Raw genomic sequence first — 23,712 nt, 5'->3', positions numbered from 1 at the left:
GGGCATTCTCAACGGTAGACGGTCAGCGCCATGGCGCCGAAAAGACAGGTGAACAGGCTCAGGCGCAGCAGCGCCGGGTGCCAGAAAAAACGGTACAGGTCATAACCCGCCAGGCAGCGATCCAGGGCCCAGGCCAGTGCGGCGGCGATAAAAAACATCAGGGTCATGGTCGGCATGTAGATGCCGTGGAACGCGATTTCACGAGGCATGGGCGACTCCGGAAGGCTTGAAGGCAGCCAGGGGCGATTGCGGGTCCAGCAGGGAGGTGCGGATAAAGTGCAGGTAGCTTTTCACCCGGCGCAGGGCCGAAGTGTCGAAGTGCGGGGCGAAGGGTTCGTCGGTGGCCTGCACGCGGCTGATGGCGTGATCGACCGCCACCAGCGCGCGCTCCAGGTTGCTCTGGCTCGGCTGCAAGAACAGCCGCACCAGCGAGCGCCCCATCACCCGGATCGCCTGGCGCCAGGGCTGGGATTGGGCATAGGCCGGGTGCACCGGCAGGATCGCCTGTTCCTTGCGCAATTCGATGATCGCGTGGCCGACCTCCAGCACCACGAACATCCAGCGCAGCAGGTTGCGTTGCACCTGCGGCTGGCCGGCGGCCAGGCCATAGGCCTGGTGCAGCAGGTCGCGGGTGCGGCTTTCAAACCCCGAGGCCAGGCCCTTGAGCTTGCCACTGATGGCATACACCACTTGCTCGCGCAGGTCGCGCTCCAGGCGACGCCATAGCCAGGGGCTGTTGGGCGGCAGGATGATCGCCCCCGCCGCGGCACACACGAGCATGCCGATGATCATGGCGATGTAGTCGTTGATAAAGGTGTAGGGGTTGTAGATCGTCAGGTTATCCGGCACCGAACCGGTGCTGAAAAAAATCAACAGGCCCAGGCCGACCCCGGCGTATTGCGGGCGCGACGAGAGGAATGCGCCAAGCACGATCACCGGGGCGAGCATCACGCAGAGCAAAGGGAAGCCGTCGATCCAGGGAAACACGAAGAACATTTCCACAAACCCCACCAGCGCGCCGATCAAAGTCCCGCAGGCCATCTGGAAGGCCATGCGCTTGGGGTTTGGCGTGGCGGCCGACAAGCCGACAGTGGCCGCCGCGATCAGGGTCATGGTCGCGCCGCTGGGCCAGGCCGTGGCCACCCAGTAACTGCCCAGTACCAGCAGAATGAATGAGGCGCGAATCCCCGACGCGGCGCAGGCCAGCCAGTTGGTTTTCGGCGTGTAGGACTCGTCCCAGTGCTCCCGTGCGTGACTGTGCTCGGCCAGGGAGGCATGGGTCTGTGCATAGTTGTGCAGGTCGTCGACAAAGCGGTACAGCAGCTCATAAGCGGTGTGGAAATCCAACTGCTCGGCATCGCTGGGGCCGCTCTCCTGGAACAACGCCCGCAGGCTGCGGACCTTGGCGGGCAGGCTCTCCTTATAGGCCGCCAGTTGGCTCACCAGGCGCGCGGCATCGGGGCTGGTCAGGGCGCGCCCGCTGAAGCCATCGAGCAACTCGGCCAAGTCCTGCAGGCCGGGCTTGATCGCGGCCACCACGTGGTCGGCGGCATCGCTGCGCAGGCGTTCGAGCAACTGGTGCAGGGCGTTGAAGCGCGTGGTGATGCCCATGAACTCGCTGTTCAAGCGGCTGAGCCGGCCATTGCGCCGACGCATATGCGGGTCTTCAAAGACGGTGACGCTGCGCAGCCCCTCCAGGCCCACGGCTTCGGCGATAAAGCGCACGTTGCTGCTTTCAAACCCTTCACGCTGGCTACGACCACGCAGGCCATCGGTCACGAACAGGGCAAAGGTGCCGAAGCGCTGGTACAAGGCGTTGCGCATGGCCGCACTGCTGGTTTGCGGCAGGATCGCGGCGCTGACCAGGGTCGCACACAGAATCCCCAGGGAGATTTCCAGCACCCGCCACACCGCCGCCATAAACGCGCCGTCCGGGTGGGCCAGCGCCGGCAGGCCGACCATCGCCGCCGTATAACCGGCCAGCACAAAACCATAGGCGCGAAAGTTACGGTTGCGGGTCGCACCAGCCGTACACACGCCAACCCAGATCGCCAGCGCGCCCAGGAACAGCTCGGTGTTTTGCGCAAACAGGGCAATCAGCAACACCATCACCGCCGAGCCCGCCAGGGTGCCGAGGAAGCGGTAGAAACTCTTGGCGAACACCTGGCCGCTTTGCGGTTGCATCACGATAAACACGGTGATCATCGCGGTACGCGGTTGTGGCAATTCCAGGCGCATGGCCAGCCACAGGGTGAGAAAGGCGGCGATCAGTACTTTGAAGATATACACCCAGGTCACGCCGTCACTGCGTGCCCAGTCGAAAAAGCCACGGCGCCATTCCAGGGAATGCAGCCAACGCAGCGGTGCAGGCAAGGGAGTCATGGGCAACCTGATCAGTGATCGAACACGGCCAAGGCCGCCGGGGTCTTGCTGGGGAGTGTCTGGCCTGCAGCCGGCGCATCGTTGCCCGCGCCCAGGCCGCCGCCCAGGGCGGTGACCAGTTCGGCATGGGCGCTCAGGCGCGCAGCCTGGACCTGTTGCTCGACCTGTTGCTGGCGAAACAGCAGGGTTTGGGCATTAAGCACGTTGAGGTAATCGGTCAGGCCGCGCTGGTAGGCGATCATTGCGATGTCATAGGTTTTCTGCGCCGAGGCCACCGACTCGGCAGCGAAGGTCTGCTGCTTGGCCATGGATTCGCGGCGGATCAGTTGGTCGCTGATGCCTTTGAGCGCATTGACCAGGGTCTGGTTGTAGCGGGCCACGGCAATGTCGTAGCCGGCGCTGGCCTCGCCCAATTGCGCGCGCAGGCGGCCACCGTCGAAGATCGGCAGGGTGATCGCCGGGCCGACGCTGTAGTTGAGCTTCTTGCCGGTAAGAAACTCCAACATGCCGCCGCCGGTGGCGACGTAGCCGAGGCTGCCCACCAGGTCGACGTTGGGGTAGAAACCGGCGTGGGCCACGTCAATCCCCCGGGCCTGGGCCGCGATCTGCCAACGGCTGGCGACCACGTCCGGGCGCTGGCCGAGCAATTGCGCGGGCAGTGCCGAGGGCAATTTCAGCGGTGCGCCAAGGGCCAGGGTCGGCCGCTGCAAGCTTGCGCCCGCCCCCGGGCCCTTGCCGGCCAGGGCGGCCAGTTGGTTGCGGGTCAGGGCGATTGCTTCGTCGAGGGCGTCCAGTTGCCGGTGGGTTTCCGGTAACGGGGTCTGGGCCTGGCTGACTTCAAAGTGCGTGCCGATGCCACCGTCCAGGCGTTTTTGCGCCAGGTCGAGGATCTGCTGTTGCTGGGCCAGGGTGGCGGCGACGATATCGCGCTGGGCGTAATGCAACGACAGCTGGATATAGGCGCGCACCACGTTGTTCTGCAGTTCCAGCTGGGCCTGGCGCGCCTGGGCGACACTCATATGCGCCAGGTCCACAGCGCGCTCGCTGGCATTGCGCTCGCGGCCCCACAGGTCGAGGGCGTAGCTCAGGCCCAGGGCGGCGTTGTTGTCCCAGGTGGTGGAGTTGTCCAGCTTACCAGGGCCGTAAAACTGATCGCTGGGCCAGTTGTGGCGCTTGAGGCTGGCGTCGCCGTTGATCTGCACGGCCTCGGCGGACTCGGCCAACCCGGCCATGGCCCGCGCTTCACGCACCCGGGCGGCGGCTTCGGCCATGCTTGGGCTGCCGTATACGGCGAGGTCGATCCAACGATTGAGCTGCGGGTCGCCATAGGCCTGCCACCACTGGGTGGTCGGCCAGTGGGCATCCCGGGCGGCGCTCTGGATCGCGTCGTCGGTGGCCAGGGTATTGGCGGCGAGGTGCTTGCCTTGGGGGGCAATCCCTCCGGTTCCGATGCAGCCGCTGATTGCTAACGATAAAGCCCAAACACTGAGAGTCTTCAGCTCTCTGCTGATGCGACGCGGCACTGCGGCGAATTCCTGAGGTGGTGTGGCGGGGACGGTGCGGCAATTCTAGGGGGCGCGGGGAATGGCGATAAGGTGGGATTCCTGTGAATCTTTGTTACCGTTCAGGCGATAATCCATTGGTAGGGATCACTGGTAGTCGTAACTTTCTGTCACAATTTGTCATCTCCCTTGAGAGCACCCCATGGACACTTTGCAAAATATGCGCGCCTTCAGTTGTGTCGCCGAAGCCGGCAGCTTCACCGCCGCCGCGGGACAACTGGACACCACCACGGCCAACGTCTCGCGCGCGGTCTCCAATCTGGAGGCCCATCTGCAAACCCGCTTGCTCAACCGCACCACTCGCCGCATCGCCCTGACCGAGGCCGGCAAGCGCTATTTATTGCGCTGCGAGCAGATCCTCGCCTATGTCGAGGAGGCCGAGGCCGAAGCCAGCGACGCCCATGCGCGCCCCGCCGGGCAGCTCAAAGTGCACACCATGACCGGCATCGGCCAGCATTTCGTGATCGATGCGATTGCCCGCTACCGCCGCACCCACCCCGATGTGACCTTCGACCTGACCCTGGCCAACCGCGTGCCCGACCTGCTGGACGAGGGCTACGACGTGTCCATCGTGCTCGCCAGCGAGTTGCCGGACTCGGGGTTTGTCTCCCAGCGCCTGGGGATCACCTACAGCATCGTCTGTGCCTCGCCGGCCTACGTTAAAGCCAACGGCTGCGCGCAGCGGCCCAGCGATCTGCTCAACCATGCCTGCCTGCGCCTGGTCAGCCCGGTGATCCAGCTGGACAAATGGGCCTTCAACGGCCCGGATGGCCAGGAAAGCGTGAGCATCAACAGCTCGCCGTTCCTGGTGAACTCCGCCGACGCGATGAAGACGGCGATCATCAGCGGCATGGGCGTCGGCCTGCTGCCGGTGTACGCGGCCATCGAAGGCCTGCGCAACGGCACCCTGGTGCGGATGATGCCGACGTACCGCTCCCAGGAGCTGAACCTGTACGCCATCTACCCATCGCGCCAGTACCTGGATGCGAAGATCAAGACCTGGGTGGAGTACCTGCGCGGCTCGCTGCCGGAGATCCTCGCGGCGCACCAGGCGGAGCTGGTGGCGTATGAGTTAAGTGGCAGTTTGGGTGCGGTGCGCCTTACAACCTGATTTGGAACACGGCCCCCAAATATAGAAAGTCCCCTGTGGGAGCGACCCGACAAGCCCGCTCCCACATTGGTGATGCGGTGTCCTGACAAGTGTGGGCAGGAATGTTAGCGTGCTTGGCATTCTTCCCCGTCGATGAGCCTCACTTGCGATGAAAAAGACTGTCCTCGCCTTCAGCCGTATCACTCCCGAAATGATCGAACGCCTGCAACAGGACTTCGAGGTCATCGTGCCCAACCCCAAGCAGGGCGATATCAACGCGCAGTTCAATGAAGCCCTGCCCCACGCCCACGGCCTGATCGGCGTCGGCCGCAAGCTCGGGCGGGCGCAGCTCGACGGTGCGGGCAAGCTTGAGGTCGTGTCCAGTGTCTCGGTGGGTTATGACAACTACGACGTGGACTACTTCAACGAACGCGGGATCATGCTCACCAACACCCCCGACGTGCTGACCGAAAGCACTGCCGACCTGGCCTTTGCCCTGCTGATGAGCAGCGCCCGCCGCGTGGCCGAGCTGGACGCCTGGACCAAGGCCGGGCAGTGGAAAGCCAGCGTCGGCGCGCCGTTGTTTGGTTGTGATGTGCACGGCAAGACCCTGGGCATCGTCGGCCTGGGCAATATCGGCGCGGCCATCGCCCGCCGTGGGCGCCTGGGCTTCAATATGCCGATTATCTACAGCGGCAACAGCCGCAAGACCGCACTGGAACAGGAGCTGGGCGCGCAGTTGCGCAGCCTGGACCAACTGCTGGCCGAGGCGGATTTCGTGTGCCTGGTGGTGCCCTTGAGCGAAAAGACCAGGCACCTGATCAGCCATCGTGAGCTAGGCTTGATGAAATCCAGCGCGATCCTGGTGAATATTTCCCGGGGCCCGGTGGTGGACGAGCCGGCACTGATCGAGGCCCTGCAAACCCAGCGTATTCGCGGTGCCGGGCTGGATGTGTATGAGCGCGAGCCCCTGGCCGAGTCGCCGCTGTTCCAACTGAGCAATGCGGTGACCTTGCCCCATATCGGCTCGGCCACCCATGAAACCCGTGAAGCCATGGCCAACCGCGCCCTGGACAACCTGCGCAGCGCCCTGTTGGGCCAGCGCCCGCAGGATCTGGTGAACCCGCAGGTGTGGAAGGGTTGACCTGTTAGTGTGTGTGGCTTGCCAGCCCCTACAGTTTTTGGCGTGAACGTCGATAACCCGCTATAGCTTGTTATCCCTGATCCACAGAAGGTTTTTATGTCCACCACCAAAGCCCGCGCAGATTCACTCTCGCTTCTGCTCTTTACCTTGCGCAGCGGCAAGCTGATGGCCATCAACCTGCTGAAAGTCAGCGAAATCATTCCCTGCCCGCCACTGACCAAGCTGCCGGAGTCCCACCCGCACGTCAAAGGCATCGCCACCCTGCGCGGCACGGCCTTGTCGGTGATCGACCTCAGCCGGGCGCTGGGCGAGATGCCCCTGCAAGACCCCGACGGCGGCTGCCTGATCGTCACCGATGTCAGCCGCTCCAAACAGGGCCTGCATGTGCAGGCGGTGAGCCGGATCGTGCATTGCCTGACCACCGATATCCGCCCGCCGCCCTTTGGCTCCGGCGGCAATCGCTCGTTTATCACCGGCGTAACCCAGGTGGACGGGGTGCTGGTGCAGGTGCTGGACATCGAAAAAGTCATCCACGCCATCGCCCCCGCGCAGATCGAAGTGGCACCGACCGACTTGACCATGGCAGAAGCCGAAGTGCTCGGCCATGCGCGCATCCTGGTGGTGGACGACAGCCAGGTGGCCCTGCAGCAATCGGTACACACCCTGCGCAACCTTGGCCTGACCTGCCACACCGCACGCAGCGCCAAGGAAGCCATCGATGTGCTGCTGGAGCTGCAAGGCACCGCCGGACAGATCAATGTGGTGGTGTCTGACATCGAAATGTCGGAAATGGACGGTTACGCCCTCACCCGCACCCTGCGCGAAACCCCGGATTTCCAGGACCTCTACGTGCTGTTGCACACCTCCCTGGACAGCGCGATGAACAGCGAAAAAGCCCGCCTGGCCGGTGCCAACTCGGTCTTGACCAAGTTCTCGTCGCCCGAGCTGACCAAATGCCTGGTGATCGCGGCCCAGACAGTGGCACAACAAGGCCGGTAATAAATAGTGACCGCGTATTACCAGTTGCTACGCCGCGACCTCACCCGCAGCCTGCCCGCGCCGCAGTGGCCGGTCGACACCCGCCTGGACCATTACCGCGACGAACTGGCCCCGGCGATTCATGCCGTGTTGCGCATGACCCAGGAACAGGGCGGTGGCCGGGTGGCCAACCTGGACACCTGGCGACAACAGTTCATCAGCGATGCCGAATTCGACCCCAGGCTGTGCCTGGTGGCCAGTAACGGCGATGGCATTCTCGGCGTGGCCCAGTGCTGGACCAGCGCCTTTATCAAGCACCTCAGTGTCCACCCCTGCGCCCAGGGCCAGGGGCTGGGGCGCGCCTTGTTGCTGCACAGCTTCCAGGTGTTCAAGCAGCGCGGCGAGCCCTATGTGGACCTCAAGGTGTTGGAGGGCAATCTGCGCGCACGCCAGCTGTATGAGAGTGCCGGCATGGTGTTTGTGCTACGCGACGCGGTCAGCGAAGACTGAGCGGTGCTGGCGCATAATTTGCTTCCAGAGTTCCTGAACGGCAGATAGAGGTCAAAACCCGTCACCGTTCAAGAGAGCCCTCTGACCTGGCCTGGTAGCAGATCCTCCATGAATACTCAGTTTTCCTGCGTTGGTTGCGGCAAATGCTGCACCGACCATCATGTCCCCCTGACCCTCGACGAGGCCCGCCAGTGGGCGGCGGACGGCGGTAATGTCATCGTGCTGGTGGAGGGGTTCCTGGGCAACGGCCTGGGCCTGCCACTGCAACAGCGCGAGCATGCCGAACGACGTTCGGTGGTGGTGCCCAGCGGCACGACCCAGGCATTTGTGGCAATCACCTTTGCCGCCTACAACGCCGGGCCCTGCCGGAATCTTGACGAAGACAACCGCTGCGGCATCTACGAGCGGCGGCCGCTGGTCTGTCGCATCTACCCGATGGAGATCAACCCGCATATCCCGCTGAACCCGGCCGCCAAGGACTGCCCGCCGCAATCCTGGGAACAGGGCCCGGCGCTGATCGTCGGCGGCGAGCTGGTGGACCGGGAACTGGCCGAGTTGATCCGCCGCTCGCGCCAGGCCGACCGTGACGATGTGCAGACCAAGGAGGCGGTGTGCGCCCTGCTGGGGATTCGCACCACGGCGCTCAAGGGCGATGGCTTTACCGCGTACCTGCCGGACATGGGCGCCTTTGCCCAGGCCATTGCGCTGGCGGTGGAGCAACCGGCCGTGGCCAATGAGTGGGTGTTTCATGTGTCCGGGATGGATATCGCCGAACAGTTGCTCGAGGCCGGGGCGCAGATAGCCACCGAGGTGCCGGCCAACTATGCGTTTATCTCCCTGCGCGCCGCCTAACGGCGCTTGCCCCAGAACTCTTCCGCCAGCCGCCGCAGGTCTTCTGCCAGTGCCGCCACGTCGCCCGAACTGAGCTGGCTCTGCTGGCCGGCGCTGACGGTGGCCTCGCCGGCATCGCGAATGCCGACGATATTGCGATTGATGTCCTCGCTCACCGCGCTCTGCTCCTCCACCGCCGTGGCGATCTGCACACTCATGGCGGTGATCTGGTTGACCCGCTGGCTGATGCCATCCAGGGCCGACGCGGCGCGCTGGGCATGCTCAACACTGGCTTCGACATGCTGGCTGCTTTGCTCCATGACCATCACCGCATCGCGGGCGCCGCCCTGCAGGGTGCTGATCATGCGCTGGATTTCATTGGTCGATTGCTGGGTACGTTGCGCCAGGCCGCGCACTTCGTCAGCCACCACCGCAAAACCACGCCCCTGCTCGCCCGCCCGCGCCGCCTCGATGGCCGCGTTGAGGGCCAGCAGGTTGGTCTGCTCGGCAATCGCCCGGATCACCTCCAGCACGCTGGAAATATCCCCGCTGTGGCTTTCCAATTGATGGATCACGCTGGTGGCCCTGGCCAGTTCCTGGGACAGGCGCAGCACCGCATCACGGCTTTCGTCCACCCGTTGATGGCCTTCGCGGGTCTCGCTGCCGGCCTGGTCCGCCGCCTTCGAGGCTTGTTGGGCATGGCTGGCGACTTGCGCCACACTGGCCGCCATCTCCTGGATGGCGGTGGCCACTTGGTCGGTCTGACTCTGCTGGCCCAGGGTGCTGGCGTGGCTGCTGTCCAGTTGCTGGACCAGGGCCGCCGCGTGCCCGGATAAACGCTGCGACGCATCGCCAATCCGGCCGACCACCGCGCCCACCTGGGCTTCGAGCATCTGCATGGCGAATTCGATTTGCCCCAGTTCATCCGCACGCCCGGTATAGATCGCCTGGCTGACGGGGTTGTCGGCAATCTGCCGCGCCCGCTCGCTCAATTGCCTCAGGGGGCGCAACAGCAGATTGATGCCCAATACGCCCGCCGCACCCACCGCCGCCAGGCCCAGCACTTGCAACGCCCACGAATAACTGGCCAACCCGGCCCCCACGCCCCAGGTCAGGGCGCCTGTGGCGCCGGTGACCAGCGACAGCTTCAAGGGCATCTCCAGCACTGGCCGCACGCGCCGAGTCCCCGCGCGCAGGCGGGCATAAGCGCGCTCTGCCGCCAACACCCGCCGTGCATCGGGCTTGGTGCGCACCGACTGGTATTCCACCGCCACACCGTCACGGGTAACCGGCGAGGCATAGGCGCTGACCCAATAGTGATCGCCGTTTTTGCAGCGGTTCTTCACCATGCCCATCCACGAGTGGCCGCTTTTGAGGGTCTGCCACATATGGGCAAAGGCCGCCGACGGCATGTCTGGATGGCGTAGCAGATTATGTGGCGCGCCCAGCAGTTCCTCGCGGCTGTAGCCGCTGACGTCGATAAAATCCTGGTTGGCATAGGTAATCGAACTGCCTAAATCAGTGGTCGAGAGGATGTTGGCGTCTTGGGCAATGTCCACACTTCGACCCGTGACCGGGAGATTGATCTTCATGAAAAGCGCGCTCGGGGTTGTTGAGGGAGTCGGCAGGGGCACCGACTCTAAGCGCACCGGTTGAGCAAATACTGATCCAGCTCATGTTCCACGCATTTAGTTGCCCACGCCCCGCCGCATCGCAGGCCCAAGGGGCTCCTCGGTCAGGGCCACGCACTCCATCGCCACCCGCGCCCCGTGTGGCAGCCTACGGATGGCCAGTACGCTGCGGGCCGGCAACCGGCTACGGGCGAAGTAGCCCAGGTACACCTGGTTGACCAGGGCCAGGTCATCCAGGTCAACCAGCATCAAGGTGCACTTGACCACCCGGTCCAGCGACGACTGATGGCGTTCCAACAGGTCGTGCAGGGTGGTCATCACCTGTGTCATCTGCGCGCCCGTGCCCCCTTTCACCAGGTTGCGGTTCGCGTCCACGCCCAAAATAGTCGAGATATACAGCATGCTCCCCACCCGCACGGCCTCGGAAAAGGGCAGCTCCAGCTCACTGGGATAAAATTGCGGCCCGTGCGTGTCTTGCACAGTGGCGGCCTCGGGTTCTTCCTGCTGATAGCTCTGGAGAATGCGCTGGTGCTCGCCACTCTGCTTGAGCTGCTCCAGTGCCCGGTTAAGGTCACGGCGCAACTCGGGGTCGGACTTGCGCACGCCAATGGCCACGGCGGTGCCCAGTTGTTGGCCGGTGACCGGCGGGCCGACGAAATCGAAAGATTGCCCCTGCTCGGTGTCGAGCAGTTCCTGGCGGATTTCTGCGGTGCCTTGCAGCGTTGCATCGATATCACCGGCCACCAGGCTGCGGATCAACTGGTCGTTGAGCCAGAAACTCTTGATGATCACACCGGCCGGCGCCCATTGCGCCAGGGCGAACGCTTCGCGATTGCTGCCGGTCAACACCCCCACGCGCTTGCCCTTGAGGGCACGTACCGTGGGCATCAGCCCGGAATACCGGCGTGCCACCAAGTGAGTGGTCAGGGGGTACAGATCATCGCTGAAGTCGATCAACTGCCGGCGTTGTGGGGTAGACGCCATACCCATGATTGCATCGAAACGCCGGCTTTCAAGGGCGCCGATGCTATGGGTGAACACTTGATCGACCCAGGTGCAGCGAACATCGAGTTGCGCACACAAGGCATTGCCCAGCTCGATGTTCAAGCCAACCAATTGCCCTTGGGCATTGCGGCTTTCATAGGGCGGAAACAACGGGGAGATCGCAAAGCGGATCTCGCTGCGCGGCGCTGCACCTGCCGCCGCCCCTACCAGAAAGCTGCCCGACAGCAGCGACCCAATGGATAAAACGAAGATCTTTGCCCAAGCCATGAAGACATCCCTTTCTTGAAAGACCCACTCCTTCACCCCATGCGGCTGCCAACCAGGCGCGGCGCAGGGGGTATCGAGCAGCTTTCAAGAAAAGGTCATGGGCCGACAAGGCGAAAAGTCAGCAATGGCTGTAGGCACAACTGCCGTCAGCGTTTACCCATCGAACGGCGGGTGCCGGGCGGCGCCATGCCGGGGGTCTTGGTGTGGCCGTTCTTGGCGCCGTTTTTGTACCACGGCTGATTGCTGTCCTTTGCCCCGGCCAGTTCACCCGGTTTGAAGGGGAACTTGAAGGCCGGGATCGCCGGCTTGGCTTCACTGTCGAGGCAGTCTGGATCAGCGAGTTCGGCGCTTTCAACAGGCGGTTGGGTCGGGCAATTCATGGAAGCTCCGGGGCGTGCAAAAAATGACGCGGGCCCGACTTGCGGGCCACACTGGCGCGCAGTATACCTGCGCGCCCTGGTTCTTTAACCACTGCCGGTACGAATGGTCGACCTTTGCTGACCGCGCTGTCAGTTAACGGTCACTTTGCTGACCGGGTTTGCAGGCTATAAAGAGCCTCCACTCTTCCCATTCCCTGTCTGGACGCCGCAAGCCCATGCCCATGCATCGCAAAACCACCTGGATTGTGCTCGCCGTCGTGGCCCTGGCGGTCGTGGCCTGGGTAGCGACCCGACCGGCCAAGACCAAGCTGGCGGCCTCCAGTGCAGTCCCGGTGCGGGTGGTCAGTGTCGCGCAGCAGGATATCCCGCGGTTTGTCAGCGGCATCGGCTCGGTGCTGTCGCTGCACAGTGTGGTGATTCGCCCACAGGTCGACGGCATCCTCACCAAACTGCTGGTCAAGGAAGGACAATTGGTAAAAACCGGCGACCTGCTGGCGAGCATCGATGACCGGGCGATCCGCGCCAGCCTCGACCAGGCCAAGGCTCAGTTGGGCGAAAGCCAGGCGCAGTTGCAGGTGGCGCAGGTCAATCTCAAGCGCTACAAGGAATTGAGCATCGACGACGGCGTGTCGAAGCAGACTTACGACCAGCAGCAAGCCCTGGTCAACCAGCTCAAGGCCACGGCCCTAGGCAACCAGGCGGCGATTGATGCGGCCCAGGTACAGCTTTCCTACACACAGATTCGCTCCCCCGTCAGCGGCCGGGTGGGGATTCGTAATGTGGATGAGGGCAACTTCCTGCGCACCACGGATGCCCAGGGCCTGTTCTCGGTGACGCAGATCGATCCCATCGCCGTGGAATTCTCCCTGCCGCAACAGATGCTGCCGACCCTGCAGGGCCTGATCGCCGCGCCACACCCGGCCAGTGTCGATGCGTTTCTCGGCGCCGACACCGATAGCCCGGCGGCGCTCTTGCTCGGCGAAGGCCGCCTGAGCCTGATCGATAACCAGATCAGCGCCAGCACCGGCACCATCCGCGCCAAGGCGGTGTTCAGCAATGCAGCGCAAACGCTGTGGCCGGGGCAACTGGTCACGGTGAAGATCCAGACCGCCCTCGACAAGGCCGCCTTGGTGGTGCCACCCACCGTGGTCCAGCGCGGTATGGACTCGCACTTCGTGTACCGCCTCAGTGGCGACAAGGTGGACGTGGTGCCCGTGCACGTGGCTTACCAGAACAGCGACCTGACGATTGTCACCGGCGTGCAGCCCGGTGATGTGCTGGTCAGCGACGGCCAGTCACGCCTCAAGGCCGGCGCCCGGGTGGAGGTGCTCAAGGAGCCGCCCCGGATCCAGACGGCCCAAGCGCAGGCCCAGCCATGAAGGGCGGCGCGGTATCGGCCTGGTGCGTCGACCACCCGGTCGCCACCCTGCTGCTGACTTTTGCCCTGGTGCTGCTAGGGTTGATCGCCTTCCCGCGCCTGCCCGTCGCGCCCTTGCCGGAGGCCGAGTTCCCGACGATCCAGGTCACCGCCCAACTGCCCGGCGCCAGCCCCGACACCATGGCGTCCTCGGTGGCCACGCCCCTGGAAGTGCAATTCAGTGCCATCCCCGGCATGACCCAGATGACGTCCAGCAGTGCCTTGGGCTCCACCCTGCTGACCCTGCAATTTACCCTCGAAAAAAGCATCGACACCGCCGCCCAGGAAGTACAGGCGGCGATCAACACGGCCGCCGGCAAGTTGCCCAGCGATATGCCCAACCTGCCGACCTGGCGCAAGGTCAACCCGGCGGACAGCCCGGTGCTGATCCTCAGTCTCAGTTCCAACAATATGCCCGGCACCGAACTGAGCGACTACGTGGAAACCCTGCTGGCCCGGCAGATCAGCCAGATCGACGGCGTCGGCCAGATCAGCATCACCGGCCAGCAGCGCCCGGCGATTCGCGTGCAGGCCTCGCCGGACAAACTCGCCGCCATCGGCCTGACCCTGGCCGATATCCGCCTAGTGTTGCAGCAATCGAGCCTGAACCTGGCCAAGGGCGCGCTGTATGGGCGCGACAGCGTGTCGACGCTGTCGACCAACGACCAACTGTTCCACCCCGAGCAATACGGTGAGTTGATCGTCTCCTACAAGGACGGCGCGCCGGTGCAACTGCGCGATGTGGCGCGAGTGGTCAATGGCTCGGAGAACGCCTACGTGCAGGCCTGGTCCGGTGATAGGCCGGGGGTCAACCTGGTGATCTTCCGCCAGCCGGGGGCCAATATCGTCGACACCGTGGACCGCATCCTGGCCGAACTGCCGCGCTTGCAGGCGATGCTGCCGGCGTCGGTGGAGGTCAGCCCGCTGTCGGACCGCACCAAGACCATTCGCGCCTCGCTGCATGAAGTGGAAATCACCCTGTTGATCGCCGTGCTACTGGTGGTGGCGGTGATGGCGCTGTTCCTGCGCCAGTGGTCGGCAACCCTGATTGTCTCCAGTGTGCTGGGGGTGTCGCTGGTGGCCACTTTTGCCTTGATGTACGTGATGGGTTTCAGCTTGAACAACCTGACCCTGGTGGCCATCGTGATCGCCGTGGGGTTTGTGGTGGACGATGCGATTGTGGTGGTGGAGAACATCCATCGTCACCTTGAGGCGGGCCTGGACAAGCGCGAAGCGGCGATCAAGGGCGCCGGCGAGATTGGGTTTACCGTGGTCTCCATCAGCTTCTCGCTGGTGGCCGCGTTTATCCCGCTGCTGTTTATGGGCGGCGTGGTCGGGCGCCTGTTCAAGGAATTTGCCCTGACTGCGACCTCGACCATCCTGATTTCGGTGGTGGTGTCCCTGACCCTGGCGCCGATGCTGGCCGGGCAGTTTATGCGTGCCCCCAGCCACCGTCCCCACGACAAACCGGGCTTTGGCGAACGCCTGCTGGCCGGTTACGCGAAGAACCTGCGCCGGGCCCTGGCCCATCCGCGCACGATGCTTGCTCTCTTCACCGTGACCCTGGGCCTGGCCGTGGCCGGCTACGTGTTTATCCCCAAGGGGTTTTTCCCGGTGCAGGACACCGGTTTTATCCTCGGCACCAGCGAGGCGGCGGCCGATGTGTCCTACCCGGACATGGTGGCCAAGCACCAGGCCCTGGCCGAGATCATCAAAGCCGACCCTGCGGTGGAAAACTTCTCCCACGCCGTGGGCGTGACCGGCAGCAACCAGACCATTGCCAACGGCCGCGTCTGGATTGCCTTGAAGGATCGGGGCAATCGTGATGTGTCCGCCAGCCAGTTTATCGACCGGATCCGCGCCAAACTGGCCCAGGTGCCGGGGATCGTGCTGTACCTGCGCGCCGGCCAGGACATCAACCTCAGCTCCGGGCCCAGCCGCAGCCAGTACCAATACGTGCTCAAGAGCAACGACGGCGCGACCCTGAACACCTGGACCCAACGCCTCACCGAAAAACTGCGCGCCAACCCGGCCTTCCGCGATCTGTCCAATGACCTGCAACTGGGCGGCAGCATTACCCACATCAGTATCGACCGCCAGGCCGCCGCGCGTTTTGGCCTGACCGCCACCGATGTCGACCAGGCGCTGTACGATGCGTTCGGCCAACGCCAGGTCAATGAATTCCAGACCGAGACCAACCAATACCAGGTGGTGCTGGAACTGGACAGCCAGCAACGGGGCAAGGCCGAGAGCCTGAACTACTTCTACCTGCGCTCACCCCTGAGCGGCGAGATGGTGCCGTTGTCGGCGCTGGCCAAGGTCGATCCGCCAACCGTCGGGCCGTTGTCGATCAGCCATGACGGCATGTTCCCGGCGGCCAACCTGTCGTTCAACCTGGCGCAGGGCGTGGCCCTGGGGGACGCGGTGATCATGCTCGACCAGGCCAAGAACGAGATCGGCATGCCGAGCACCCTTATCGGCAACTTCCAGGGCGCGGCCCAGGCGTTCCAGAGCTCATTGGCCAGCCAGCCGTGGCTGATCCTCGCGGCGCTGGTGGCGGTCTATATCATCCTCGGCGTGCTGTATGAGAGTTTCGTGCACCCGCTGACCATCATCTCGACCCTGCCCTCCGCCGGCCTGGGTGCGTTGATCATGCTGTGGCTGCTGGGCCAGGACTTTTCCATCATGGCCTTGATCGGCCTGGTGTTGTTGATCGGCATCGTCAAGAAAAACGGCATCCTGATGATCGACTTTGCCCTGGAGGCCCAGCGCGTGCGCGGGCTGGCGCCTAGCGATGCGATTTACGAAGCCTGTATCACGCGTTTTCGGCCGATCATCATGACCACCCTCGCCGCGCTGCTGGGCGCGGTGCCGCTGATGCTCGGCGCAGGCCCCGGCGCGGAGCTGCGCCAGCCCCTGGGGATCGCGGTGGTCGGCGGGTTGCTGGTGAGCCAGGCACTGACGCTGTTCACCACGCCGGTCATATACTTGTACCTTGAGAAACTGTTCCACAGACCCACACCGGCCCTTGGGCTTACGACCACACAGTGAGGCGGGGTCATGCGCGTCCTGATTATTGAAGACGAAGAAAAAACCGCCGACTACCTGCATCGCGGGCTGACGGAGCAAGGCTACACCGTGGACGTGGCCCGCGACGGCATCGAGGGCCTGCACCTGGGCCTGGAAAGCGACTACGCGGTGATCGTGCTCGATGTGATGCTGCCCAGCCTCGACGGTTTTGGCGTGCTGCGCGCGCTGCGGGCGCGCAAGCAGACCCCGGTGATCATGCTCACCGCCCGCGAGCGCGTGGAAGACCGCATCCGCGGCCTGCGCGAAGGCGCCGACGATTATCTGGGCAAGCCGTTCTCCTTCCTCGAACTGGTGGCGCGCCTGCAAGCCCTGACCCGCCGCAGTGGCGGGCATGAGCCGGTGCAGGTGACCATCGCCGACCTGTGGATCGACCTGATCAGCCGCAAGGCCAGCCGCGCCGGCCTGCGCCTGGACCTGACCGCCAAGGAGTTCTCGCTGCTCAGCGTCCTGGCGCGGCGCCAGGGCGAGATCCTGTCCAAGACGGCGATTGCGGAAATGGTCTGGGACATCAACTTCGACAGCGACGCCAATGTGGTCGAAGTGGCGATCAAGCGCCTGCGGGCCAAGCTCGACGGGCCCTTCGAGCATAAGCTGCTGCACACCATCCGTGGCATGGGCTATGTGCTGGAGAACCGCAGTGTCGAGTAACTCGATTGCCCTGCGCCTGAGCGGCATGTTCACCCTGGTGGCGCTGGTGATTTTCCTGCTGATCGGCGGCGCGTTGTACCAGCAAGTGGACCGTGGCCTGGGCTTGTTGCCGGGGGCCGAGCTGGATGCGCGCTACAGTGTGCTGGAGTCGTCGATCAAGCGTTTCGGCACGCCGGATCACTGGGTGAAGATGACCAGCAAACTCAAGCTGCTGGGGGAAGAGGACACGCGGATTCGTTTCTGGGTGGTGAGCAGTGACCCGACCTACGAGTACGGCAACCCGGACGCCCGCCTGCGCAAATTCGCCGCCGGGCCCACGGGCATGCGCGACTTGTACCTGCCAGGGCATGCCTACCCGTTCAAGGTGCTGGTCAGCCAGTTTCCGGCCAAGGACCAGCGCCCGCCGCTGCGCTTTATGATCGCTATCGACACCGCCAACTTCCGCACCACCCAGCACCATCTGCTGATGGCCTTGATCAGCCTGGCGTTTGTCGGCGTGGTGCTGGCTTCGCTGCTGGGCTTCTGGGTCGCGCGTATCGGCCTCAAGCCGCTGATCAAACTCTCGGATGAAGCGCAAAAACTGGCACCGCCGAAACTGTCCGGGCGCTTGCAACTGTCGCCACTGCCGCCGGAACTCAAGCAGTTCGTCAATGCCTTCAACTCGACCCTGGAGCGCGTGGAAACCGCCTACTCACGCCTGGAATCCTTCAATGCCGACGTGGCCCACGAACTGCGCTCGCCGCTGACCAACCTGATCGGCCAGACCCAGGTCGCCCTGACCCGTGGCCGCTCGGCCGAGCATTACTTCGAGGTGCTGCAATCGAACCTGGAAGACTTGGAGCGCCTGCGCTCGATCATCAATGACATGCTGTTCCTGGCCAGCGCCGACCAGGGCAGCAAGGCCACCAAGCTGATCGAAAGCTCCCTGGCCGATGAGGTGGCGACCACCCTCGACTACCTGGACTTTATCCTCGAAGACGCCCAAGTGCAGGTGACGGTGAGCGGCGATGCCCAGGTACGGATCGAAAAGGCCCATTTGCGCCGGGCCCTGATCAACCTGCTGAACAATGCCGTGCAGCACACCTCGCCGGGGCAGGTGATCGCGGTGCGGATTGAAGCGCAGGCGCAGCAGGTGCTGATTGGCGTGACCAACCCAGGGGAGATGATCGCCAGCGAGCACCTGCCCCGCTTGTTCGAGCGCTTCTACCGCGTGGACGCCTCACGCAGTAACAGCGGGGCCAATCATGGGCTGGGCCTGGCCATCGTCAAGGCGATCGCGCTGATGCATGGCGGGGATGTGTTTGTGCGCAGTGAGCACGGGGGCAATACCTTTGGTATCACCCTGCCGATCTGAATGTTAAAACCGCCATACCATCAAAATGTGGGCTTGCTCCCACACAAGCCCATCCCCATAGGTGGATCCTCGTTGTCTTGACTGTTGCGATTTGGGCAATAGTTATTATCTTGTTACACTCTGTACCGTACCGCTCGCCTGCGCCACTATGTCGCATCGACGAGCGAGACGGCAAAGACAGCCGACCCGCCCTGCCATTTCCCTCGACTTATTCCAGGGCTCTACACTGGGAATCTGTCTTAAAGCCGCTGACTCCAGCGGCTTTTTTTTGCCGTAAAAAAGGCCAGGAACGCCCCACAACATTGGCCATTTAGACTGACCCAAAGGAGCTCCCCCGGTGAAAACCGCGCTGACACTCACCCCGTTATTCCTCGCAATTGCAGCAACTATCTCCCCACTCGCCCATGCAGCAAACGCCCCAGCCGCTGACGGTTTTGTCGAAGGCTCCAGCCTCACGATCAACACTCGCAACTACTACATGAACCGCGATCGCCGTGACATCCATACCGACGACAGCAAAGAGTGGGGCCAGGGTTTGCTCGGGATCTTCGAGTCCGGCTACACCCAGGGCACTGTGGGTTTTGGCCTGGACGCCCATGCCATGCTCGGCCTGAAACTGGACGGCGGCGGCGGCACCGACGGCTCCAGCATCCTGCCGTACGGCAGCGGCAACGGCAAAGCGCCGGGCTCGTTTTCCACCGGTGGCGGCACCCTGAAAATGCGCGCCCTGGATACCGAACTCAAAGCCGGCGACCTATTCCTCAACAACCCGGTGATTGCCGGTGGCATGACCCGCATGCTGCCCGAGACCTTCCGTGGTGTCAGCCTGACCAACCACAGCCTTGACGGCTGGATGCTCGAAGGCGGCCAGGCCAGTTTTGCCAAGCTCTACAACCAGAGTGGCCACGGGCGCATCGGCACCAGTTATGGCGTGCTGCCCAAGGGCCAGGACAGTCAGCATATGACCTGGGCCGGCGTGGCCTGGAGCGGCCTGCCAGGGCTGACCAGCAACCTGTACGCCGCCGAACTCAAGGACGTGTGGAACCAGTACTACTACGACCTGGACTACACCTACGCACTCAACGACCTGGTCAGCCTCAACCCCGGCCTGCACTTCTACCATACCCAAGACACCGGCCATGCCCTGTTGGGGGATATCGACAACAACACCTACAGCCTGCACTTCACCGTGGGCGTGGGCAATCACAGCGTCACCGCCGCATACCAGCGGGTCAACGGCAACACCCCGTTCGACTACATCGTCCAGGGCGACAGCGTGTACCTGGACAACTCCCAGCAATACTCGGACTTCAACGGCCCCAACGAGCGCTCGTGGAAACTCAAGTACGCCTATGACTTCGCCGGCCTTGGCGTACCCGGCCTGACCTCGGCGGTGTCGTATATCAGCGGCAAGACCGACCTGACCAAGGTCGATCCCAACAGCCGGGGCTATTCGGCCTGGTACAGCGCCGATGGCAAGAACGCCAAGCACTGGGAACGGGATATCGACCTCAAGTACGTGGTACAGGGCGGCAAGGCCAAGGACCTGGCCGTACGCCTGCAATGGGCCACCAATCGTGGCAGCAATGGCTACTCGGCAGTGGACCGCGATGTGGATGAGTACCGGGTGATTGTCGATTACCCGATCAATGTGTTCTGACGGCCCATTATCTTTTTTGCCAATGCGGGCCGCTTGCCCCTGAAATGGGAGCGCGCCCGCCGCTCGACCGAGCCCTGGGCCCTGTTGATGATTGACGTCAATCACTGCAAGGCCTTCAACGACCACCAGGTCGGCGGCGAAGCATGGCCAGAACGCAGAAATAAAAAAAGGCCACCCGAAGGCAGCCTTTAAAAACTAAAGAAAGAGAGTGGTTACTTACACCGCCGCAACGGGACGCATGTAAGAGATCGGTGCAGTGCTGGCATCTTCAAAGGTCACGACTTCCCAGGCATCTTTCTGCTCAATCAACTTGCGCAGGAGCTGGTTGTTCAGTGCATGGCCCGACTTGAAGCCTTTGAACTCACCTATCAGGCTATTGCCCAGCAGGTAGAGGTCACCAATTGCATCGAGGATCTTGTGCTTCACGAATTCGTCTTCATAGCGAAGGCCGTCTTCGTTCAGTACACCATCCGCGTCGACCACGATGGCGTTTTCCACACTGCCGCCGAGTGCGAGGTTGTGCTTGCGCAGGTACTCGATGTCACTCATGAAACCAAAGGTACGGGCGCGGCTGACTTCTTTTACGAACGAAGTGCTGGAAAAATCCACGCTTGCACTTTGGGTGCGGTCACGGAATACCGGGTGATCGAAATCGATCTCAAAGCTCACTTTAAAGCCTTCAAACGGGACGAAGGTGGCGCGCTTGTCACCGTCTTCTACTGTCACTTCCCGCAGAATGCGAATGAACTTCTTGGCTGCGTCCTGTTCTTCCAGGCCGGCAGATTGAATCAGGAATACGAAAGGTCCAGCGCTACCATCCATGATCGGGACTTCAGACGCGGAGAGCTCGACGTAGGCGTTATCGATGCCCAGGCCAGCCATGGCCGAGAGCAAGTGCTCCACCGTGTCCACTTTGACGTCACCGTTGACCAATGTGGTCGACATGGTGGTTTCGCCAACGTTTTCCGCGCGAGCAGGAATCTGCACCACAGGGTCCAGGTCGGCACGAACAAACACGATGCCGGTGTCGACAGGTGCGGGCTTGAGGGTCAGGTATACCTTCTCCCCGGAGTGCAGACCTACACCTGTGGCACGGATAATATTCTTCAGGGTGCGTTGTTTAATCATGGCTTGGACCGCTTCAGCGCAAATTGCGAACTGGTATCAACAAAGGCTGGCGATAATAACAGACCAGACCTTTGCTGAACACCAATCACCTTCATAGCCCTGATACATTCCATTAATCGGCCTGACGACGCAGGAAAGCCGGGATGTCCAGGTAGTCCAGATCATCTTGCGGATTCGGGCTACGGGACGCCGCAGCACCGGCCTGGGCCTGGTTGCGCATCACGGTCGGACGATCCAGGTCACGGTAGTTCACCGACGGCAGTTCCTGGCGAGCAGGTGCTGGAGCGGCGGCCGAGGCCTGGCTGGTGTGCACGGTATTGTCGATAACCTTCACAGGCTTCTCGATTTTTGCGCCCAGACCCGTGGCAACCACGGTCACATGCAGTTCGTCGCGCATGTCCGGGTCGATAACGGTACCGACCTTGACCATCGCGTGCTCGGAAGCGAAGGCTTCGATGATGCTACCCACGTCGGAGTACTCACCCAGGGACAGATCGGGACCGGCGGTGATGTTCACCAGGATGCCGCGGGCACCTTGCAGGTTCACGTCTTCGAGCAACGGGTTGCGGATGGCCGCTTCGGTCGCTTCACGTGCACGGTTAGGACCGCTGGCGCAGCCAGTGCCCATCATCGCCATGCCCATTTCGCTCATGACCGTACGTACGTCGGCAAAGTCGACGTTGATCATGCCCGGACGCTTGATGATGTCGGAGATACCGCGAACGGCACCGGCCAGTACGTCATCGGCCTTGGCGAAAGCCGACAGCAGGCTGGCGTCTTTACCGAGGATGGTCAGCAGTTTCTCGTTGGGGATGGTGATCAACGAGTCCACGCTTTCAGACAGCAGACGGATGCCTTCGTCGGCGATCTGCATGCGCTTGCGGCCCTCGAACGGGAACGGACGGGTCACGACCGCAACGGTCAAGATCCCCATTTCCTTGGCCACTTCGGCAATGATTGGCGCCGCACCGGTACCGGTACCGCCGCCCATGCCGGTGGTGATAAACACCATGTTGGTGCCTTGCAGCACTTCGGCAATACGCTCGCGGTCTTCCAGGGCGGCTTGACGGCCGACTTCTGGATTGGCGCCAGCGCCCAGGCCCTTGGTCACGGCTGTGCCCAATTGCAGGATGGTCCGCGCGCCGATGCTTTTGAGCGCCTGGGCATCAGTGTTGGCGCAGATGAATTCAACGCCTTCAATGTTGCTCTTGACCATATGATTGACAGCGTTGCCGCCGCCACCGCCAACACCGATTACTTTAATAACCGGGCTTGCGGGGATGTTGTCTACGAGTTCGAACATTTTCCCTCTCCTTCATTTCTCTAGTTTTTTCGCCTACTACTTGAAACGGTGTTGCGGTAAATCGTTAGAAATTGCCTTTCACCCAGGCTTGCAGGCGCTCCAGCAACGGCGCTTTGGGCTCGTCACTGCTATAGCTTTCGCGGCTGCCAATGCCCGACAGGGAAATGCCGTCGGTCTGCTTTTGCAGGCCATACAACAGCAAGCCCACACCGGTGGAATAAATCGGGTTGCGCACCACGTCGCCCAGGCCCTTGACGCCATGGGGCACGCCCAGGCGGACCGGCATGTGGAAGATTTCCTCGGCCAGTTCAACCGCGCCTTCCATCTTCGAGGTGCCACCGGTCAGCACGATGCCGGCCGGGATCAAATCTTCGTAGCCGCTGCGGCGCAGTTCAGCCTGGATCAGGGTGAACAGTTCGTCGTAGCGCGGCTCGACCACTTCGGCCAGGGCCTGGCGCGACAGTTCGCGCGGTGGGCGGTCGCCCACGCTCGGCACCTTGATGGTTTCACCGGCACCGGCCAGCTTGGCCAGGGCGCAGGCGTAGCGGATCTTGATTTCTTCGGCGTACTGGGTTGGTGTACGCAGCGCCATGGCGATGTCGTTGGTCACCTGGTCGCCGGCAATCGGGATCACCGCGGTGTGACGGATCGCACCTTCGGTAAAGATCGCGATATCGGTGGTGCCGCCGCCGATGTCCACCAGGCACACGCCCAGCTCTTTTTCGTCGTCGGTCAGGACCGAATACGCGGAAGCAAGCTGCTCAAGAATGATGTCGTCGATTTCCAGGCCGCAGCGGCGCACGCATTTTTCAATGTTCTGTGCGGCATTCACGGCGCAGGTCACCACGTGGACCTTGGCTTCCAGACGTACGCCCGACATGCCCAGGGGCTCACGCACGCCTTCCTGGTTATCGATCACGTAGTCCTGTGGCAGGGTGTGCAGCACACGCTGGTCAGCCGGGATCGCCACGGCCTGGGCGGCGTCGAGGACGCGCTCCAGGTCGGCCGAGCTGACTTCACGGTCGCGGATCGCCACGATGCCGTGGGAGTTCAGGCTGCGGATGTGATTGCCCGCCACACCGACGAACGCCGAGTGAATCCGGCAGCCGGCCATCAGTTGCGCCTCTTCGATGGCGCGCTGGATCGATTGCACGGTGGACTCGATATTGACCACCACGCCCTTCTTCAGGCCCCGGGACGGATGCGTGCCGATTCCGACGATTTCCAGCGTGCCGTCGTCCGCGACCTCGCCTACCAGCGCCACCACTTTGGAGGTGCCGATATCGAGACCGACGATCATTTTGCCGCTTTGCACGTTTGCCATGGGTCCTG

19 protein-coding genes and 1 pseudogene are annotated in these 23,712 nt (G+C 63.0%); 10 read left to right on the top strand and 10 right to left on the bottom strand.

The window, feature by feature from the left end:
* Positions 1-8: 8 nt before the first annotated feature.
* Genes AC07W7_RS15840 through AC07W7_RS15830 form a run of 3 tightly spaced genes read right to left on the bottom strand, consistent with a single transcriptional unit; the run spans position 9 to position 3,905 of the window.
* A complete protein-coding gene (locus AC07W7_RS15840; protein ID WP_076963481.1) occupies positions 9-209 on the bottom strand; it encodes a DUF1656 domain-containing protein in 201 nt (66 codons plus the stop codon).
* The gene (locus AC07W7_RS15835) at positions 199-2,382 is read right to left on the bottom strand and encodes an FUSC family protein (RefSeq protein ID WP_076963482.1); all 2,184 of its coding nucleotides are present in this window, start codon (positions 2,380-2,382) and stop codon (positions 199-201) included. The genes AC07W7_RS15840 and AC07W7_RS15835 overlap by 11 nt, the downstream gene beginning before the upstream one ends.
* Before the next feature lie 11 nt (positions 2,383-2,393).
* On the bottom strand, positions 2,394-3,905 hold the full coding sequence (locus tag AC07W7_RS15830; RefSeq protein WP_495039654.1) for an efflux transporter outer membrane subunit: 1,512 nt from the start codon (positions 3,903-3,905) through the stop codon (positions 2,394-2,396).
* Between the two features lie 181 nt (positions 3,906-4,086).
* On the opposite strand from AC07W7_RS15830, the gene AC07W7_RS15825 reads away from it, so the two are divergent.
* The 5 genes from AC07W7_RS15825 to AC07W7_RS15805 all read left to right on the top strand — a co-directional run bounded on the left by AC07W7_RS15825 (position 4,087) and on the right by AC07W7_RS15805 (position 8,518).
* Positions 4,087-5,055: a LysR family transcriptional regulator gene (locus tag AC07W7_RS15825; RefSeq protein WP_076963484.1), complete on the top strand. Its 969-nt coding sequence runs from the start codon at positions 4,087-4,089 to the stop codon at positions 5,053-5,055.
* A gap of 148 nt (positions 5,056-5,203) precedes the next feature.
* A complete protein-coding gene (locus AC07W7_RS15820) occupies positions 5,204-6,178 on the top strand; it encodes a 2-hydroxyacid dehydrogenase (RefSeq protein ID WP_495039653.1) in 975 nt (324 codons plus the stop codon).
* 96 nt (positions 6,179-6,274) lie between these two features.
* On the top strand, positions 6,275-7,177 hold the full coding sequence (locus AC07W7_RS15815) for a chemotaxis protein CheV (protein ID WP_076963486.1): 903 nt from the start codon (positions 6,275-6,277) through the stop codon (positions 7,175-7,177).
* Between the two features lie 6 nt (positions 7,178-7,183).
* On the top strand, positions 7,184-7,666 hold the full coding sequence (locus AC07W7_RS15810; RefSeq protein WP_495039652.1) for a GNAT family N-acetyltransferase: 483 nt from the start codon (positions 7,184-7,186) through the stop codon (positions 7,664-7,666).
* Positions 7,667-7,774: 108 nt separating this feature from the next.
* Positions 7,775-8,518, top strand: a complete 744-nt coding sequence (locus AC07W7_RS15805; protein WP_495039651.1) for a YkgJ family cysteine cluster protein — start codon at positions 7,775-7,777, stop codon at positions 8,516-8,518.
* Here the strand turns inward: AC07W7_RS15805 and AC07W7_RS15800 are convergent.
* The 4 genes and pseudogenes from AC07W7_RS15800 to AC07W7_RS15785 all read right to left on the bottom strand — a co-directional run bounded on the left by AC07W7_RS15800 (position 8,515) and on the right by AC07W7_RS15785 (position 11,780).
* Entirely contained in the window at positions 8,515-9,654 is a 1,140-nt protein-coding gene (locus AC07W7_RS15800; RefSeq protein WP_415640228.1) for a methyl-accepting chemotaxis protein, read from the bottom strand. The two genes, AC07W7_RS15805 and AC07W7_RS15800, sit on opposite strands and share 4 nt — an antisense overlap.
* Positions 9,655-9,807: 153 nt before the next feature.
* Positions 9,808-10,089: pseudogene (locus AC07W7_RS15795) on the bottom strand (PAS domain-containing protein); the annotation flags it as partial.
* A gap of 96 nt (positions 10,090-10,185) precedes the next feature.
* The gene (locus AC07W7_RS15790) at positions 10,186-11,400 is read right to left on the bottom strand and encodes a transporter substrate-binding domain-containing protein (RefSeq protein ID WP_495039650.1); all 1,215 of its coding nucleotides are present in this window, start codon (positions 11,398-11,400) and stop codon (positions 10,186-10,188) included.
* A 146-nt stretch (positions 11,401-11,546) separates the two neighbouring features.
* The gene (locus tag AC07W7_RS15785) at positions 11,547-11,780 is read right to left on the bottom strand and encodes a hypothetical protein (RefSeq protein ID WP_076963491.1); all 234 of its coding nucleotides are present in this window, start codon (positions 11,778-11,780) and stop codon (positions 11,547-11,549) included.
* A gap of 215 nt (positions 11,781-11,995) precedes the next feature.
* On the opposite strand from AC07W7_RS15785, the gene AC07W7_RS15780 reads away from it, so the two are divergent.
* The 5 genes from AC07W7_RS15780 to AC07W7_RS15760 all read left to right on the top strand — a co-directional run bounded on the left by AC07W7_RS15780 (position 11,996) and on the right by AC07W7_RS15760 (position 19,949).
* Positions 11,996-13,159 carry an efflux RND transporter periplasmic adaptor subunit gene (locus AC07W7_RS15780; protein WP_495039649.1) on the top strand — a complete coding sequence of 388 codons (1,164 nt, stop codon included), beginning with the start codon at positions 11,996-11,998 and terminating at the stop codon, positions 13,157-13,159.
* Positions 13,156-16,248, top strand: a complete 3,093-nt coding sequence (locus AC07W7_RS15775; RefSeq protein WP_495039648.1) for a multidrug efflux RND transporter permease subunit — start codon at positions 13,156-13,158, stop codon at positions 16,246-16,248. Before AC07W7_RS15780 ends, AC07W7_RS15775 begins: the two co-directional genes overlap by 4 nt.
* Positions 16,249-16,257: 9 nt before the next feature.
* Complete coding sequence (locus tag AC07W7_RS15770) at positions 16,258-16,935, top strand: heavy metal response regulator transcription factor (RefSeq protein WP_076963494.1); 678 nt, start codon at positions 16,258-16,260, stop codon at positions 16,933-16,935.
* Complete coding sequence (locus AC07W7_RS15765) at positions 16,925-18,289, top strand: heavy metal sensor histidine kinase (RefSeq protein WP_076963495.1); 1,365 nt, start codon at positions 16,925-16,927, stop codon at positions 18,287-18,289. Before AC07W7_RS15770 ends, AC07W7_RS15765 begins: the two co-directional genes overlap by 11 nt.
* 337 nt (positions 18,290-18,626) lie before the next feature.
* Positions 18,627-19,949 (top strand): OprD family porin, encoded by a 1,323-nt coding sequence (locus AC07W7_RS15760; RefSeq protein ID WP_495039647.1) that lies wholly within the window; start codon positions 18,627-18,629, stop codon positions 19,947-19,949.
* 216 nt (positions 19,950-20,165) lie between these two features.
* On the opposite strand, the gene lpxC is transcribed toward AC07W7_RS15760, so the two are convergent.
* From lpxC to ftsA, 3 genes are all read right to left on the bottom strand, one after another.
* Positions 20,166-21,077 (bottom strand): UDP-3-O-acyl-N-acetylglucosamine deacetylase, encoded by a 912-nt coding sequence (lpxC, locus tag AC07W7_RS15755; protein ID WP_029297841.1) that lies wholly within the window; start codon positions 21,075-21,077, stop codon positions 20,166-20,168.
* 112 nt (positions 21,078-21,189) lie between these two features.
* Entirely contained in the window at positions 21,190-22,380 is a 1,191-nt protein-coding gene (ftsZ, locus tag AC07W7_RS15750) for a cell division protein FtsZ (protein ID WP_057444456.1), read from the bottom strand.
* 64 nt (positions 22,381-22,444) lie between these two features.
* Positions 22,445-23,704, bottom strand: a complete 1,260-nt coding sequence (gene ftsA, locus AC07W7_RS15745; protein WP_029297837.1) for a cell division protein FtsA — start codon at positions 23,702-23,704, stop codon at positions 22,445-22,447.
* Positions 23,705-23,712 lie beyond the last annotated feature (8 nt).

The organism is Pseudomonas sp. GW821-FHT01D09 (genome assembly GCF_059422465.1).
Note: the sequence above shows the minus strand (reverse complement) of the source record. Positions and strands in the feature narration are given on the sequence as shown.

Excerpts from the sequence above, each read along its gene's own strand:
- ftsA (WP_029297837.1), bottom strand. The coding sequence starts at position 23,704 with ATGGCAAACGTGCAAAGCGGCAAAATGATCGTCGGTCTCGATATCGGC.
- AC07W7_RS15805 (WP_495039651.1), top strand. The coding sequence starts at position 7,775 with ATGAATACTCAGTTTTCCTGCGTTGGTTGCGGCAAATGCTGCACCGAC.
- AC07W7_RS15775 (WP_495039648.1), top strand. The coding sequence starts at position 13,156 with ATGAAGGGCGGCGCGGTATCGGCCTGGTGCGTCGACCACCCGGTCGCC.
- AC07W7_RS15780 (WP_495039649.1), top strand. The coding sequence starts at position 11,996 with ATGCCCATGCATCGCAAAACCACCTGGATTGTGCTCGCCGTCGTGGCC.
- AC07W7_RS15790 (WP_495039650.1), bottom strand. The coding sequence starts at position 11,400 with ATGGCTTGGGCAAAGATCTTCGTTTTATCCATTGGGTCGCTGCTGTCG.
- lpxC (WP_029297841.1), bottom strand. The coding sequence starts at position 21,077 with ATGATTAAACAACGCACCCTGAAGAATATTATCCGTGCCACAGGTGTA.
- AC07W7_RS15820 (WP_495039653.1), top strand. The coding sequence starts at position 5,204 with ATGAAAAAGACTGTCCTCGCCTTCAGCCGTATCACTCCCGAAATGATC.
- AC07W7_RS15835 (WP_076963482.1), bottom strand. The coding sequence starts at position 2,382 with ATGACTCCCTTGCCTGCACCGCTGCGTTGGCTGCATTCCCTGGAATGG.
- AC07W7_RS15840 (WP_076963481.1), bottom strand. The coding sequence starts at position 209 with ATGCCTCGTGAAATCGCGTTCCACGGCATCTACATGCCGACCATGACC.
- AC07W7_RS15825 (WP_076963484.1), top strand. The coding sequence starts at position 4,087 with ATGGACACTTTGCAAAATATGCGCGCCTTCAGTTGTGTCGCCGAAGCC.
- AC07W7_RS15785 (WP_076963491.1), bottom strand. The coding sequence starts at position 11,780 with ATGAATTGCCCGACCCAACCGCCTGTTGAAAGCGCCGAACTCGCTGAT.
- AC07W7_RS15770 (WP_076963494.1), top strand. The coding sequence starts at position 16,258 with ATGCGCGTCCTGATTATTGAAGACGAAGAAAAAACCGCCGACTACCTG.
- ftsZ (WP_057444456.1), bottom strand. The coding sequence starts at position 22,380 with ATGTTCGAACTCGTAGACAACATCCCCGCAAGCCCGGTTATTAAAGTA.
- AC07W7_RS15815 (WP_076963486.1), top strand. The coding sequence starts at position 6,275 with ATGTCCACCACCAAAGCCCGCGCAGATTCACTCTCGCTTCTGCTCTTT.
- AC07W7_RS15800 (WP_415640228.1), bottom strand. The coding sequence starts at position 9,654 with ATGCCCTTGAAGCTGTCGCTGGTCACCGGCGCCACAGGCGCCCTGACC.